Raw genomic sequence first — 14,870 nt, forward strand, 5'->3', positions numbered from 1 at the left:
TTTGCCCTACATTTGTAAGTACAGATAACTTAGCCATAAACACGGCACCATAGAGGTAATGTATTCAATGTATAAATTCAGTCATATCATTTAAAGCTGTCGCCTTACCCGGATAAAACCACATTTGGTTAGCCAAAATATCCACATGTCCAACCCCCGAGTAGATTTTGCTTTCTACAACAACGCCTTTTTGACGACACTTTTTAACAAGGGCATCAAGATTTTGCCGACCCACTTCTTTATCTTTATCCCCCCAAAGTAACAACATCGGCGGTTCTCTACCATCTATAAACGTCGTAACCTGCATTTGGGAATATTGCTCCGGTGGTGCAAAGATGGCTTTTAAATCATCAGCTTTAGGTACAAAATCGTAAGGTCCCGCTAGGCCAACAAATGCTGTAATGACCGAATGATGTTTCCCTAGGGCTTCTAAATAACGCTCATCAGCCGTAAGTAACGCTCCTATGTGGGCTCCAGCAGAATGACCAGCCACAACAATTTTGTTCCGATCGCCACCATATTCTTGGATATGATCATCGACCCAAGCTAACGCTTTCGCTCCATCTTGCACAAAGACCGGAAATCGCACTTGCGGATATTTACGATAGTCTGCGATCACTGTAACGAACCCTTTATTAGCGAGTTTATTTCCAAGGAATGCATACATATCCTTTGAACCCGACTCCCAACGTCCGCCATAAAAAAACACAATGACGGGGTAAGGAGACGATTCTTGTTTAGCTGGGATATAAACATCCAGCTTTTGCTTAGATGCATCGTCAAAAACGATATTTTTTATGATGCGGTTATCACTGAACTTTGCAGGAAGATTTGCCAACTGCAACCCCACCTTTGTACATGCAGAGAGCATTAATACGCTCATCACAATAAAGATTGCCCTCATATAACCCAACCATCTCCCATTGATAGCAGCCCGAACAGCACCCATCGCAAATGCCATACTAAGGTAATAGCAGACAATACCCCCAAATGCATCAACCACCTTTAATAAAATAAAAAAGACACACAATGTAAATGATGTTGTGTGTCCTATTAAAATCAACAAATTGGCTTTGATGTTAGAAAAATTTAAGACGGAACAAAAACGTGACTGTTCCGCTTACGTAGCTTGGGGTTAACTGACCAACACTTTTTCTTCACGCTGATGAATAGACACTATCGCAAACAAACTGACGCCAGAAATAAGGCCCAATAATGCTAAACATCCACTAAAAATACCCATTGAAAAGCTGTCTAAACTCAAATACCAACCGGTAATCCAATTACCAAGGAAAGCCATAACGCCACCAGCACACGCATAGAGCCCATAATAACTGGCCATTTCACGGCGAGGAGCGAAGTTCGGAATATAGGAATACATCACGGGAAACGAAAGCATAGTGCCAAAACTAAATAACGCCGCATACAAAATAAAAGGCAGTGCTAACATAGGTTCGTAATGCCACTGCAATGCCAAATAAGCACACCCCATCAAACTCATACCTATCCCCATCGAAGGCGCATCCCCAAGCCTGGTGACAATCCATTTACTCACCGGCAATTGGCAGAACACACCTAATATTGAGGTGGTCATAAATACCATGGTTAAGATCGATTCATTTCCTGTCATTACATGAATTTGATGCGGTACACTTAAATAGAGTTGATGAAACAAAATACTGTTAACAGAAGCGGCTAAAATAAACTTCATGAACATCGGCTTACGAATCATGCTGCCCCATTGTCTCCAAAAGGCAAAATCCGCGGTTTCCTCTTCACTCTCGGCACTAACCCGCTGCTCGGGTAAATAAAACCACTGTAATACCAATAGCAACGCAAAAATCGCAGCTGCAGATAAACCGATCGACATAAAACTCCAGCTTAGCAGAGTAAGGCCCGCCAACGGTCCTAATAACATTCCGCTTTCTCCGGCCATCTTTTTCAAGGAAAAGACTTGATTACGCACTCGAGCATCAGGATATTCCGAGGCCAAATACGCATCGCTGCTTGGAGTGAACAGAGCGCCTGCAAATCCAGTAAACATTGCGCCGAGAATTAACCATGCAAAGGTTTCGCCCATACCTAGCATGATAAACCCGAGAATACGCACCGAACATCCGAGTAGAATCAGAGGCTTGTATCCAAAACGGTCGCCTAATGTCCCGCCAATAAGAAACAGCCCCTGTTGGCTTAAAACACGTAAGCCAATAATGATTCCGACATGCCAGCTAGTCAGCCCTAATTGGTAGAGATGATCGGCTAAATATGGCAGTAACATATAGAAACCGAGATTAAAGGAAAAAGAATTAATAATCAGAACCTTAGAGGGTGCTGTTAGAAGAGAAAATGCGCTTAAGCGACGCAAGGAGAACACAATATAACCTCGGGATTAAACATGGTGCATACAATCGTACGCTGGGCCGATAATCATTGAAGTATTAATCAAGTGTAAACCAACGTAAAGGCCTGATGATAAAAATAATTTGCTCGTGATTAATCTAAAGTACCCGAGAATAAAATGGGGCTATAAACTGATATACCAAACTTCTATATAGGCTTGCATTTCTTATAATAAAAATGTGCAATAAAAAGGACACACAAGGTAAATGATCCTTTTGTGTCCTTTCTATATTCAATTTACATTGGCGAGTATGTGCGCTTAGGATTTCACTTTTTTCTTTTTGCCGTATTTAGCGTTATAGGCTTTTTTACTTAACTTTTTATCTTGCTCTATTTGATCGTCTTTGGATGCACGTTTTTTCAAGCGTGACCATTGGAACAGGCCATATAGCACACCACACAAAATCCAAATGATGGAAGCTTTAAGTAAATAGATACCAGTGAAAATGTTTTCAACATCCATGGTGTAAGTCAAAATGGTTTCCATGATAAAAACCGGTACGGTAAACAACAAAATACCACGGATGCCAATAAATTTATAAATACCTTGCTGCTTCGCTTGTGCCCAGCGTAATTGATCTGGCGTTTTCATCTTCTAGATATTCCTAACATCATAATTTATCGTTAATTTACCTCATCAACATGAAAAATTTAAGAGATAAGATCAAACATCTGCACATTGTAGTGCGTTTAAACGCGATTATTTTTTGCAATAATTACGAGCACATTTCCTTTGTCGTTCAAAAAGGGAATGTACCTAACACATTTATAGGGCGCTCTTTGTTAACGTAATCCTCTTCCTTTTGGCCGAGTAAATAACATGAAAACCCACCAGATAATTCGATGTTTAGGCTATACGATAACATTGGCAGCAAGCGCTTTGAGCTTACCTGCCTCGGCAGCAAACTTAACGGTATCGCAGCACTTTTCTATTTGGCCAAGCACGACTGCAAATACTACTACGACAGAAACGGTGATTGAACGTAGCAAATCCCCTTCCGTCCATGACCGTGCTTGGATCAATATTAACAAGACAGAACTTCTCTCATTTCCGACGCAAAAACCGAGCAGCTGCAGCATTATTATCGCCCCTGGTGGTGGCTACAAACGAGTGGTATTTGATAAAGAAGGTATCGATATGGTGCCCGATCTTAACCAGCACGGGTTAAACGTATTTATCTTGAAATATCGGCTTCCAAGCGACTCCGCTTCTGATCGTGAATGGCAACCGCTGGAAGATGCACAACGGGCGGTGCGTTATATTCGCGCCCATGCGAAAGAGTGGCAACTGAATAATCAATGTGTGGGTGTGTTAGGCTTTTCTGCGGGCGGACAACTAGCCTCTAGTTTAGCAACTCAATTTACCCGAAAGGTTTATCAACCCATCGATACCATAGATACTTTTTCTGCTCGGCCTGATTTTGTCGGCTTAATGTATCCCGTCATTACCATGGAAAAGAAATACGCTCACAACAGCACTCGCAAAATATTGCTCGGGAAGTCGCCAACCACAACACAAATTGACGATCACTCTGCTGAAAAATGGGTTAGTGACGCGACTCCCCCAACCTTTATTGGATTGGCGAACGATGACAAATCGGTGAATCAAATGAACAGCATTCTGTATTATGAAGCGCTTCATAAGCACCACATTCCAGTTGAAATGCATATCTTTCAGAGTAGTGGTCACGGGTTTGGTATTCGCAATGCCAAAGGAACCGCTAAAGAGTGGCTACCCTTGTTTAACCAATGGTTAAAACAAAACCATTTTGTTGGCTGATGAGCATGCCGGTTGTGTTATTGATATCAAAGCAACCAACTGGGAATAATGCCCCTCTCTTAGATTCATTATTCGACTAAAAGTAGGGGTGGATAATTTCTAGCATGGTATCGCTTTGGTTAGGAGATTAAAGATGAGTGTGCTTCTTATTTTTCATTGAAATTTTTGTTCGGTGACATTGCTGCGTAGACCAATTAAGTTTCCAAACGGATCTTCCAATTGGCACATAACTAGCCCATTTTCAATATCCATAGGGCCGCGATAAAGTTTTGCCCCTAGAGATTCAAAATGTTTGAGCGTCGCATCTAGTTCGAGTACCGACCAATATAGAACGGTTCCATATTTCCCAGCCCCAACCTTCTCATCAGCTTGAACTATTTCGAGCGAAAAACCGTCAAGATCAAGTGCAGTAAAGTCTGAGTCTGAATAATAAATAGGGATCGCAGACGGAAAGGCTTTTTTATACCAAGCGAGTCCCTGCGCTACATTTGGGACATGGATGAGAATAGCAATTGGATTCAAGTTTTCCTCCTGTCACCTAACGCAGCGTTAATAAGTAGTGAGCAACACTAACACTTTACCTAATCCATTGTACCGTAAACACAAAACCCAACGATGGAATGAAAATACATCAAACATTTAACGCTTGACGCCATAGTCTCTTGTTGAACACAATGTTACACGTCATCTTCCGACAACATTTGACGGCAATTACGAACTGTCGATATGCGGATTTCATGGCTTAAGCTATAGATAATACGATAGTGACCAAAAATGATTTCACGATAGTTAGTATTGGGCATTTCAGGAACAAATCGCCCATTTCAGGCGAACTTCCAAGTAGTTCAGTTTTATCAAAAACTTCGTTTACCCACATCTCTGCTGCAGCTGGATTATCCAAAGAAATAAATTCCGCTGCATCACCTAGCTTCTAAAGCGCTAATGGAGACCAAACTACTTTCATTTCTTAATGCGCCCCAATACTTGAGCACGAGCATCATCATTTGACACACCAAGGTCTGAAGCTAATTGAGCTTCAGCTGTACGCATTTCTTCGAATAACTCGATCTTCTCTTGCATTGCTTCATACTCTGCAACATCGAGAACAACAACTACACCTTTACCACGCTGTGTGATGACCAATGGACGGCGAGTCTCATTAATTTGTTTGATGTAAGAAGCTACACCTGCGCGAAACTCAGATAACGGCTGAATATCTTGATCGAAATGAATACGGCTCATATTGGACTCCATTTAGTACAAAATTACGTACAATAAATAGTTCAAATAGCCGTTTTGAGCAAGGAGTTGATTCTGTGCTAATCGCGGTAGGGCCCCCCATTACTGGGTTGAACCCGCACAGATCCAGACGTGCGGAATTACCGCATCCGGCTCCTCAGTGATACATACACTCGTGTAGCAATAACAGCCAATAAAACAGTCTTTATCCAGCAAGACTCGCTCCTTTATCGTTAGTTAGCTCGAAAAAAGAGCTCCGCTACATGAGCAACACTCAATACAGGTAGTTAACTAAACCCTTACTTGGTAAGCGCCCCAAACACGCTCATGATTATTATCTGTATCGAACAATTACGTCTGCCCATTAGAGCTATTACCGCCATTGATAAAGACAGTGCTATTTTCGATAGCTTCCCTGGTGCTGGCCCTCAATGAGCCCCAAGATTACTCGTCGCATTTGGGTCTAACAGACAACGATACAATAATACCGCTGAGCTACAAAAATATGCCGGTATTACCCCTGTAATTGAACGCAGTGGAAAAAATCATGGACTCACTGGCGATACTGTTGCCCTAAATTTTTGCGACAAACGTTTATCGAATGGGCAGGGCTTTCTGTCCGTTTTTCATTTTAGGCAAAAGCGTTTTATCAGCAACAAATCGAAAAAGGGAAACCACATAATACAGCGATAAGAGCACTCGCTTTTAAGTAAATTAGAATTGCTTTTCGATGCTGGAAAACCAGTACACCGTATGACGAAACTAAGTATTTAGAGTCTTTAAAAGCAAAGGGATCACAGCTTCTCACTTACGCATTAAAAGGCAATATTTTTACTTGTTGTCCATCTCAGGGCGTGTTGCTAGCTGTCGTCTCCCTCCCCCATTAATCTATTCGCAGCATTTAGATGACTATATTCTTGAAGACATAAGAATGCCATGAACCCAAATGAAGAAAGCCAAATAAAAACCACAAGTAACGAAGATAGTGATTTATCCGTAATATTTGAAACAAAAATGATTGGAAGAAACGCCAATGACGCATAGAAAACATAACCAATTAAATTCACCCACTTCACATTTTTCCTCTTTTTTTCATTGAAATATATCTTAAATCTTATTTTCGTTTTTTTAACGCCTTCTTCATCTACTTCATAGCACTCGACGTATCTAGTAGCTTTTTTATAGTCTTGAAACTTCGATAGAGGGTTTTTTGAGGTTAGTAGAAACCTAATCTCCGTAGCTTTAAGCTGAGTCCCAGATAACGCCCAGTACCCTCGTTCTAATAAGAAATCGTGCATATTTTTCCATTTATTATCAGCAATGATTTTTTCTGCAAAATCAAAATCAGATCTAAGCTTATCCGTTTTTCTCGAGGTTAGTTCATTAAATGCTTTAAAAGTTGCAAATAAACTGGCAATAAGAGCGATCAATTTCCCTGTCGATTCTAGTGAAATAATATCCATTTTCCCCTCAAAATTTTTATATTGTATTTTTACCAAAAATTTATATATGTAGCATAATTTAGTTTATGATAAATTATATTTTCAACAAGTTCCGAAAAATGCTTATAAGTAGCAACTAACGCCCAATTAAGTAGTGAGCAACGCACTACAAAAGCTACCGTATTACGCCATAAACGCAAAACTCACAGCAAACTAAAACTACCACGTGTTGCGAATCTGCTTAAATTTTTTGTTAAAAAGAGGCTACTCGATCCCCAACCCTCTTTTAAGAACAGCTTTTTGGCTAGCGTGTATGTTATTAGCATCAATCAATTTAAAAGCACAATTACCAAAACCTGTAAATTTATAAATCCAAGTTTGTTTGAACGCTAAAGCTGAAAATTCATCTTTAAATAAAAACTTTTTCTTTTCTTCGATCACAAGTATGACATTGGCAATGTTTATTAATGTATCAACAACAACTTTTGCACAGTTTTCTATTTCTTCGCTTTTAGAACACCTTTCGAAATGACAGTCATTAATTGCCTCATAGATACTCTTACCATTAAGTTTACGAGCAGGTTTATTGATCATACTTTCAAATTGCTTGGATATATTTTCCAAGTCTTCTGTTCTCATTTTTATCTCATCAAGCTTTTGAGAGTACTCATTAGCAATTTTCTGATTTTGCAGTGTTTCAGAAACAGCGATTAGTGCCAGAGCAGATAGAATTGGCCCCAAAACGCCTCCAATAAAGCAACCAAAGTCTGACCATTTTTGCGAATCAATAACGAATTTTTGATGTGAATAAAAGTAGAAGAAATATAGATATGTACCAAAAGTAACCAAAATCACCAATACCGCCATCGCTAAATACTTTCGCATATATCCTTACCTCTTTTTAACAGTTCTTATACAGAACCGCTCTCTCAGAAAGGCTCTGTATAATCTTCCTTCCCTACACGGTAGATAATTTAAGCATCCTTATTTCAAATCGCTATCGAACTCATTATCCACGTAAGTAAAAAATACCGAATAGTTCTTTTTTATCTATCCACAGAGCCCAGTTTTAAGTTTTGTATACAAGAACCATATAATTTGCTCGTTCACGCTACCTCATGTTTCAATTAAGAAAATGCTTATAAGCGCATACCGTTAACTTGCATATCGTTACATACTATTGACAGAAAACATATAGTATTTTTGCGTATTAGCAACCGCATGGCATTCATTTAATCAATACCGGACATAAATTGGGGGTTGAAGGGAAGTGCAGGCAATAAAAAGGAGCCATGATTGGCTCCTTGGTGGGGTTGATAAAGGTAGAATGCACGTGCTTACACGTGGAACTTCTCGATAAGCCCAAGCTGAGTTCTTGCTTGATCTTTTAGCGTTTCACTTGATTCCGCGTTGCTCACTGCACCGCGAGCCGTTTCTTCTGCTGAATCACTGATATGTACCACGCTTTGGCTGATCTCTTTCGCTGTAGAACTTTGCTCTTCTGTTGCTGTAGCTATCTGCATGTTCATTTCTACGATTTGGCCAATCAACGAACTCATTTGCACCAAGCCTTGGTCGGCTTGTTCGGCCACAGCAATGTTGGAATCATTTTTACTCAAGTTCACGTTAATGACATCCACAACTGCACGAATCAATTTTTGCATAATTTCAATCATGCTCTGAATCTCTTCAGTGGATTTCTTAGTTCGACTTGCGAGGTTACGGACTTCATCGGCCACCACTGCGAAGCCGCGCCCTTGTTCGCCAGCACGGGCCGCTTCGATGGCCGCGTTCAGTGCCAATAGGTTGGTTTGCTCTGCAATGTCTTGAATGGTTTCGATGATACTATCGATTTTTTCACCATACTCATTCAATTCAATTGCTGTGCGTGATGTTTTCTCAATCTGTTCGGCCTGCTCTTTAATGTTATCAATTGCTTGTTTAATACTTTGACCAACATCCGTAGTTTGCTCATGTGCTTGTTCTGCTGCCATCATGGTATCTTGGGCACGTTGCGCGACTTCGGCAACCGAGCTTTCCATTTCGGTCATGGCTGAAGCAGTGGTTTCAAGCAAGGTACGTTGGCTCGATACCGCAGCTGTTGTTTGATTGCTAATGGTCGCATTACTGTCCGCCACTTGGGTCAACTCTTGGGCAGAGCGACTTAACCCAGAGAAAGTCTCGCGCAAGTTACCTGCTAACCCATTTAAATAGCTACCAAGTTCACCAAACTCATCTTTTGTTTTTTGCTCAAATTCGACCGTTAAGTCACCTTTCGTCATTTGAATCAACGCTTGTTTAAAGTTCTTCAATGCTTTACGAACTGAAGAAGCAATCCAAGCCGGCACAAAAATCGCGATGGCCAATGCGATCGCACTGACGATAAACATGGTTTCTTTAATTAAGTTGATGCTTTCTTCACTGCTTTGACGTGCTTGAGCAACAATCTTATCCGACTCAACAATAAACTTGTCTAACGAATCTTGTAGTGCGGAGGTATTCGCTTTAATCGTTGCCATATTTGTATCAGTTTGCTCTTTGAGATCGTGGCGCACTTTGTAATAGGCAAACAGGCCATCAGGATTTTGTATTTCATCGACTAATGGGTTGATCATTAAGCTAAATAGCTTGCCTTTATCTGTGTCATAACGCTGGATTTCATTAAAGCGGTTTTTGAGGACAACACTCATCCCTTCCAAACTGCTCTCCAACATTTTTAAATTTTTACTCACCAAATAATGGTTAAATGCATTCAGTACTTGCTTGGTTTCACGCTGTAAACCAACAATGGTTAAGTTAAACTGTGGGTCGTCGGTAAAACGTCCAGTCGAATACTTCTGCAAGTAATAGGTTAAGCGTCTTTCTACGTTACTGATGGTTTTAAGATGCTCATCGATTTTGGCTTCATTAATCAGTGTCTTACGACGGATATCCATCAAATTTTTACCCGCGTTTGTGTAGCTTTTACGCAAGTTGGTGATTTGATCAATATCAGCAGCAAATGCACCACCTTTATTCAGGCTTGAATTACTGATGTCATTGATGGTGGACTCAATTTTTCCGTTCATGCCGGAAAAATCCTGCTCTAATTGGCTAATTTGAGCCGCATCATCGACCGCAAACACGCTGACCACGTAATTGTTTTGCTGCAAAACATCCGTTTTCAACGTGCCTACTGCTTTAGAGAGCGGTAAAGTTACACGTGTTACTTCTGATATATCCGTATTGATTTTATCGACCGAGAAGTAGTTTACGGCAACAAGAATTAACAGGAAGACCACCAAGACTGCGAAGCCGCCTATAATCCGAGAAACTAAAGACATAATATGTTACTCCAAAACCGTTATTACTGGCTTAAGCTTGGTTAATCTTTAACGAACTGTTGGTAGTTATCTTTGGTCACCAATTTAAATGGTACCCAGTGCGGCGATTTAACGCGCTCACCGTTTATCATTTTATAGGCCATTTCAACTGCAGCTCGCCCCTGTCCGACAGCATCTTGTAATACGGTCACGTCTAGATCACCTTTCGACATATCGATTAGCGCATCTTTGGTCGCATCAACGCCACCGGTTAAATATTTTTTCGGGTCTTTACCGGCATCACGTAAAGCCATAATTCCGCCAATGATCATTTCATCGTTGTTGCCCAATAAAATGTCAAAGTCGACTCCTTGTTTGATCCAATCAGAGACTATTTTATAGCCTTTATTACGCTGCCAGAATCCAGATTCACGTTTAATGACCGTCAGGTTTGGATATTTTGCTACCACGTCGTCTACATCTTGGGTACGAGTACGCGCCGCTTTATGATTCATATCCCCCATCATTAATGCGATTTTGCCTTTGTAACCCGCTAATCGCGCCAACTCTTCCATTTGCATCGTGCCGGATTCAAGTTCGTTAGACCCGACGTAAATCGTGTTACGCGGCATACCTTCGAGATCGTCAGTTGGTTCGGTGTTAATAAAAACCAGTGGCACTTTCTCAGCATATTTAAACAGGGATTCGTTTTGTTCCGGGGTACCACAAGGGAATATGATGATGGCATCCGCCCCTGCTTTAATGTAACTCTCTATCTGTTGCACTTGGACGGCAAAATTATTTTCTGCCGAGTCTATGTAAACGTCATCACGTCTATCATCGACCGCTTTTTCAATACTAGAGGACAATAAGTTACGAAAGTTATCTTCGGAACTTACGGTGACTGCGAGGAATTTGGCATTGGCCATTGGCACATGGAGCAACATACCACCGAGCAATAACGCGGCAGCAATATGAATTCCATGCTTAAAACGCAGTTTAGAACGATTCATAAAGTTCAACTCCATGTTTCCTAACTCACGGCTAAAAACTTGAAATAAGTATAGACGGCTTCTTCAAATAGCCAATTTGGCACGTGTTACAAAAAAACCTAACTTTTACAGAAACAAAATCAACAATAACAATGCCTTAACAATCTTTTTATGAATAATTCAGTTTATGTCGAAAGAATAAAAACAAGATCCAGATTGCAATTATTAAAATTGATTATTCACTCAGTTAAGTGATTTATTTTGAATAATTTATCCTCTGCCACTTTCGAGTAATCATCTCACTGCACATCCATTTTCTCTGTTTTGATGTGTATTCCTCTACTTCGATAGAACAGCGTTGGCATTTATTCCTTCACCTCCGCTAAATTTGCTGCTTTTTTTCTATTCGAAAAACCCTCCTTTTTATGATTTTTTACTCATCTAGAGAGCATTCGGATAAATATTGTTCACTTTCGGCACATTAAGGGTTGATGCTCGCAAATTGACAGGTAATATGTGGACTTGAAACTGTAAAATTCTCTACAACTGAATGTTTCGACTGTTTTTTGTTCAATGTTGAACAAATCGGGCATTGGGTTGAATTTTTACTTCTATGGAGACAAAACAAAACATGACTTACGCGCCTGTAACAGACGTATTAAGCGGAAAGCTCGCAGTAGACAGTGAAGTCACTGTTCGCGGCTGGGTTCGCACACGTCGTGATTCCAAAGCTGGAATCTCTTTCCTTGCCATTTATGACGGCTCTTGTTTCAACCCGATCCAGGCCGTGGTTCCTAATAATCTAAATAATTACAACGAAGAAGTTCTTAAGCTGACTACAGGTTGCTCTGTAGAAGTTACAGGTACTGTTGTTGCGTCTCCTGCAAAAGGTCAAGATTTTGAACTCGCTGCAACCAACGTAAAAGTAGTTGGTTGGGTTGAAGATGCTGATACTTACCCAATGGCGAAAACTCGTCACTCAATCGAATACCTACGTGAAGTCGCTCACCTACGCCCACGCACTAACGTAATTGGTGCTGTAGCGCGCGTTCGTAACTGCCTGTCACAAGCCATTCACCGCTTTTATCACGAGCAAGGCTTTAACTGGGTTTCAGCACCGCTAATTACTGCTGCAGACGCAGAAGGCGCTGGTGAAATGTTCCGTGTATCGACACTGGACCTAGAAAACCTTCCGCTAACTGATGAAGGCAAAGTGGACTACAACGAAGATTTCTTCGGTAAAGAAACCTTCCTAACGGTATCTGGTCAGCTAAACGCAGAAGCATACGCATGTGCGATTTCTAAAGTGTACACATTTGGCCCAACGTTCCGTGCTGAAAACTCAAACACAAGTCGCCACCTTGCAGAATTCTGGATGGTTGAACCTGAAGTCGCATTTGCCGAACTAGACGATGTTGCGAAACTGTCTGAAGAGATGCTGAAATATGTGTTTAAAGCTGTGCTTGAAGAACGCCGTGATGATCTTGAATTTTTCGCACAACGTATCGACAAAGAAGCCATTACTCGTCTAGAGAAATTCGTGGATTCTGATTTTGCACAAGTTGATTACACAGATGCGATCGACATCCTGATCAAATCAGGTAAAGAATTCGAATTCCCAGTTGAATGGGGCATTGATTTAGCTTCTGAGCACGAGCGTTTCCTCGCTGAAGAACACTTCAAAGCACCAGTGATTGTTAAGAACTATCCAAAAGACATCAAAGCGTTCTACATGCGTCTTAACGAAGACGGCAAAACTGTTGCTGCGATGGACGTTCTTGCTCCTGGCATTGGTGAAATCATTGGTGGTTCACAACGTGAAGAACGTTTAGACGTTCTTGATGCACGTATGAAAGAAATGAACATCGAACCAGAAAGCATGAGCTGGTACCGCGACCTACGCCGTTACGGTACTGTTCCTCACGCCGGTTTTGGTCTTGGTTTCGAACGCCTAGTGTCGTACGTAACAGGTATGGGTAACGTTCGTGACGTGATTCCATTCCCACGTACACCACGTAACGCAAACTACTAAGTTTCGTACTAGGTTCAATATTAAAAGAGTCATCTTCGGATGGCTCTTTTTGTGTTCTGGCAACAGATTTTAACGTACAGCTCATGCTATTTTTGGATGTGATTTAGCGTGAATTCCTTATGGTTAAATCCTCTATTGGATTACTGTAAATGCAGTTTTTTTGCATATTAACAACTAGGTATTCAACAGCTGTAACAGGTAAACAAAAGAAATTTGAATTTTTATGTTATGCCCTGTTGTCTCTCGTTAGCCAGACAGGTATAAATAGTAATTAATCACTTTCCACCCAATTACACATGGACGACCACTATGTTTGAAAAAATTGTCGCAGCACCTGCAGACCCTATCCTTGGCTTAACGGAAGAGTTCAAAAAAGATACTCGTACCGATAAGATCAACCTTGGTGTGGGTATCTACAAAAACGAAGCAGGTGAAACCCCTGTACTTGCGACAGTCAAGAAAGCTGAAGCAGCCCTACTTGATTCGGAAAAAACTAAATCTTATTTAAGTATTGAAGGGACTGCTGATTACGGTCTAGCGGTACAAAAGCTGCTTTTTGGTGCTGATGCGGATATCGTCGCTTCACATCGCGCTAAAACGGCTCAGGCTCCTGGCGGTACCGGCGCACTGCGTATTGCAGGCGAATTTATCAAACGTCATCTCGGTGATGTCAAAGTGTGGATCAGTAACCCAACTTGGGCAAACCACCATGCGGTATTCAATAGCTCAGGTCTAGAAACAGCTCAATACACGTACTACAACGCAGAAACTCACGATAAAGATTTTCCAGCGATGCTTGCCGATCTTGAAGAAGCGCAAGCCGGTGATGTGGTATTACTCCATGGGTGCTGTCATAACCCAACAGGGATTGATCCAACTAAGGATGAGTGGGAAACATTGGCAAAATTGGTTGCAGCAAAAGGCTTACTGCCTCTATTTGACTTTGCATACCAAGGTTTTGCCAACGGTGTAGAAGAAGATGCTGCGGGTCTGCGTTTGTTCACTCAATACAACTCTGAGATTTTGGTAGCAAGTTCGTTCTCGAAAAACTTCGGCTTATACAATGAACGTGTCGGTGCGTTTACTTTGGTAGCGAAGAATGAAGATACGGCAACACAAGCTTTCTCTCAAGCGAAGAAAATCATTCGTGCTATCTACTCTAACCCACCATGTCACGGTGCTGCGGTTGTTACTCATATCCTAAACGATGCCGCACTGCGCGCTGAATGGGAACAAGAAGTAACCGAAATGCGCGAACGTATTCATGAAATGCGTAGCCTGTTCGTGCAAACCTTAAAAGAACAAGGTGTGACTGAAGACTTCAGCTTTATCGAACGTCAAAATGGCATGTTCTCATTCTCTGGTTTGAACAAAGAGCAAGTACAACGTTTGAAAGAAGAAATGGGCATTTACATTGTTGGTTCTGGCCGCATTAGTGTGGCAGGTATGACGAAATCTAACATGCTACCGCTATGTAAAGGTGTCGCGGCTGTTCTTTAATAGCGAGTTCTAGCACATACCATGCGATAAATAATTGAAAACCGAACCGTTGCGTTCGGTTTTTCTTTTTTGATCGTTGGCACGATAAGCGATTTCCACCTATGCTCGAATCTGCGTAAACCAACAAAATAGTGTAAAATGCGCGTTCCCCAAACGCCATGCTCTGTCAATACACAGCATAAA

The 14,870-nt window shown here is 41.2% G+C and carries 12 protein-coding genes and 2 pseudogenes; 4 read left to right on the forward strand and 10 right to left on the reverse strand.

Features of this window, described 5'->3' with window-relative positions; genetic code table 11:
* Positions 1–64 precede the first annotated feature (64 nt).
* From I1A42_RS08720 to I1A42_RS08730, 3 genes are all read right to left on the reverse strand, one after another.
* Positions 65–904, reverse strand: a complete 840-nt coding sequence (locus I1A42_RS08720) for an alpha/beta hydrolase (RefSeq protein WP_161158371.1) — start codon at positions 902–904, stop codon at positions 65–67.
* A 231-nt stretch (positions 905–1,135) separates the two neighbouring features.
* The gene (locus tag I1A42_RS08725) at positions 1,136–2,374 is read right to left on the reverse strand and encodes an MFS transporter (protein WP_329604811.1); all 1,239 of its coding nucleotides are present in this window, start codon (positions 2,372–2,374) and stop codon (positions 1,136–1,138) included.
* Between the two features lie 285 nt (positions 2,375–2,659).
* A complete protein-coding gene (locus I1A42_RS08730; RefSeq protein WP_161158369.1) occupies positions 2,660–2,992 on the reverse strand; it encodes an ATP synthase subunit e in 333 nt (110 codons plus the stop codon).
* A gap of 228 nt (positions 2,993–3,220) precedes the next feature.
* On the opposite strand from I1A42_RS08730, the gene I1A42_RS08735 reads away from it, so the two are divergent.
* The gene (locus tag I1A42_RS08735) at positions 3,221–4,180 is read left to right on the forward strand and encodes an alpha/beta hydrolase (protein ID WP_196123239.1); all 960 of its coding nucleotides are present in this window, start codon (positions 3,221–3,223) and stop codon (positions 4,178–4,180) included.
* Between the two features lie 153 nt (positions 4,181–4,333).
* Here the strand turns inward: I1A42_RS08735 and I1A42_RS08740 are convergent, their stop codons facing one another.
* From I1A42_RS08740 to I1A42_RS08750, 3 genes and pseudogenes are all read right to left on the reverse strand, one after another.
* Positions 4,334–4,702: a VOC family protein gene (locus I1A42_RS08740; RefSeq protein ID WP_196123240.1), complete on the reverse strand. Its 369-nt coding sequence runs from the start codon at positions 4,700–4,702 to the stop codon at positions 4,334–4,336.
* A 155-nt stretch (positions 4,703–4,857) separates the two neighbouring features.
* A pseudogene (locus tag I1A42_RS08745) lies at positions 4,858–5,087 on the reverse strand (type II toxin-antitoxin system RelE/ParE family toxin).
* A 53-nt stretch (positions 5,088–5,140) separates the two neighbouring features.
* Positions 5,141–5,422, reverse strand: coding sequence for a type II toxin-antitoxin system Phd/YefM family antitoxin (locus I1A42_RS08750; protein WP_196123241.1), 282 nt, complete (start codon positions 5,420–5,422; stop codon positions 5,141–5,143).
* Between the two features lie 447 nt (positions 5,423–5,869).
* On the opposite strand from I1A42_RS08750, the pseudogene I1A42_RS25315 reads away from it, so the two are divergent.
* Positions 5,870–6,112 (forward strand): annotated as a pseudogene (locus I1A42_RS25315) (hypothetical protein); the annotation flags it as partial.
* Positions 6,113–6,279: 167 nt separating this feature from the next.
* Here the strand turns inward: I1A42_RS25315 and I1A42_RS08755 are convergent.
* The 4 genes from I1A42_RS08755 to I1A42_RS08770 all read right to left on the reverse strand — a co-directional run bounded on the left by I1A42_RS08755 (position 6,280) and on the right by I1A42_RS08770 (position 11,176).
* Positions 6,280–6,882, reverse strand: coding sequence for a hypothetical protein (locus I1A42_RS08755; RefSeq protein WP_196123242.1), 603 nt, complete (start codon positions 6,880–6,882; stop codon positions 6,280–6,282).
* A 243-nt stretch (positions 6,883–7,125) separates the two neighbouring features.
* On the reverse strand, positions 7,126–7,746 hold the full coding sequence (locus I1A42_RS08760; RefSeq protein ID WP_196123243.1) for a hypothetical protein: 621 nt from the start codon (positions 7,744–7,746) through the stop codon (positions 7,126–7,128).
* Positions 7,747–8,198: 452 nt separating this feature from the next.
* Positions 8,199–10,184 (reverse strand): methyl-accepting chemotaxis protein, encoded by a 1,986-nt coding sequence (locus I1A42_RS08765; RefSeq protein WP_196123244.1) that lies wholly within the window; start codon positions 10,182–10,184, stop codon positions 8,199–8,201.
* 41 nt (positions 10,185–10,225) lie between these two features.
* Positions 10,226–11,176 (reverse strand): substrate-binding domain-containing protein, encoded by a 951-nt coding sequence (locus I1A42_RS08770; protein WP_196123245.1) that lies wholly within the window; start codon positions 11,174–11,176, stop codon positions 10,226–10,228.
* Between the two features lie 610 nt (positions 11,177–11,786).
* On the opposite strand from I1A42_RS08770, the gene asnS reads away from it, so the two are divergent.
* Entirely contained in the window at positions 11,787–13,187 is a 1,401-nt protein-coding gene (gene asnS, locus I1A42_RS08775; RefSeq protein ID WP_161158129.1) for an asparagine--tRNA ligase, read from the forward strand.
* 309 nt (positions 13,188–13,496) lie between these two features.
* The gene (locus tag I1A42_RS08780) at positions 13,497–14,687 is read left to right on the forward strand and encodes an amino acid aminotransferase (protein WP_196123246.1); all 1,191 of its coding nucleotides are present in this window, start codon (positions 13,497–13,499) and stop codon (positions 14,685–14,687) included.
* Positions 14,688–14,870: the final 183 nt, after the last annotated feature.

Origin of the sequence: Vibrio nitrifigilis, from assembly GCF_015686695.1 — a bacterium.
Classification (GTDB): Bacteria; Pseudomonadota; Gammaproteobacteria; order Enterobacterales; family Vibrionaceae; genus Vibrio; species Vibrio nitrifigilis.

Bases quoted from the DNA above. Each gene is read 5' to 3' on its own strand.
- I1A42_RS08720 (WP_161158371.1), bottom strand. From the start codon at position 904: ATGAGGGCAATCTTTATTGTGATGAGCGTATTAATGCTCTCTGCATGT.
- I1A42_RS08730 (WP_161158369.1), bottom strand. From the start codon at position 2,992: ATGAAAACGCCAGATCAATTACGCTGGGCACAAGCGAAGCAGCAAGGT.
- I1A42_RS08735 (WP_196123239.1), top strand. From the start codon at position 3,221: ATGAAAACCCACCAGATAATTCGATGTTTAGGCTATACGATAACATTG.
- I1A42_RS08750 (WP_196123241.1), bottom strand. From the start codon at position 5,422: ATGAGCCGTATTCATTTCGATCAAGATATTCAGCCGTTATCTGAGTTT.
- I1A42_RS08755 (WP_196123242.1), bottom strand. From the start codon at position 6,882: ATGGATATTATTTCACTAGAATCGACAGGGAAATTGATCGCTCTTATT.
- I1A42_RS08760 (WP_196123243.1), bottom strand. From the start codon at position 7,746: ATGCGAAAGTATTTAGCGATGGCGGTATTGGTGATTTTGGTTACTTTT.
- I1A42_RS08765 (WP_196123244.1), bottom strand. From the start codon at position 10,184: ATGTCTTTAGTTTCTCGGATTATAGGCGGCTTCGCAGTCTTGGTGGTC.
- I1A42_RS08770 (WP_196123245.1), bottom strand. From the start codon at position 11,176: ATGAATCGTTCTAAACTGCGTTTTAAGCATGGAATTCATATTGCTGCC.
- asnS (WP_161158129.1), top strand. From the start codon at position 11,787: ATGACTTACGCGCCTGTAACAGACGTATTAAGCGGAAAGCTCGCAGTA.
- I1A42_RS08780 (WP_196123246.1), top strand. From the start codon at position 13,497: ATGTTTGAAAAAATTGTCGCAGCACCTGCAGACCCTATCCTTGGCTTA.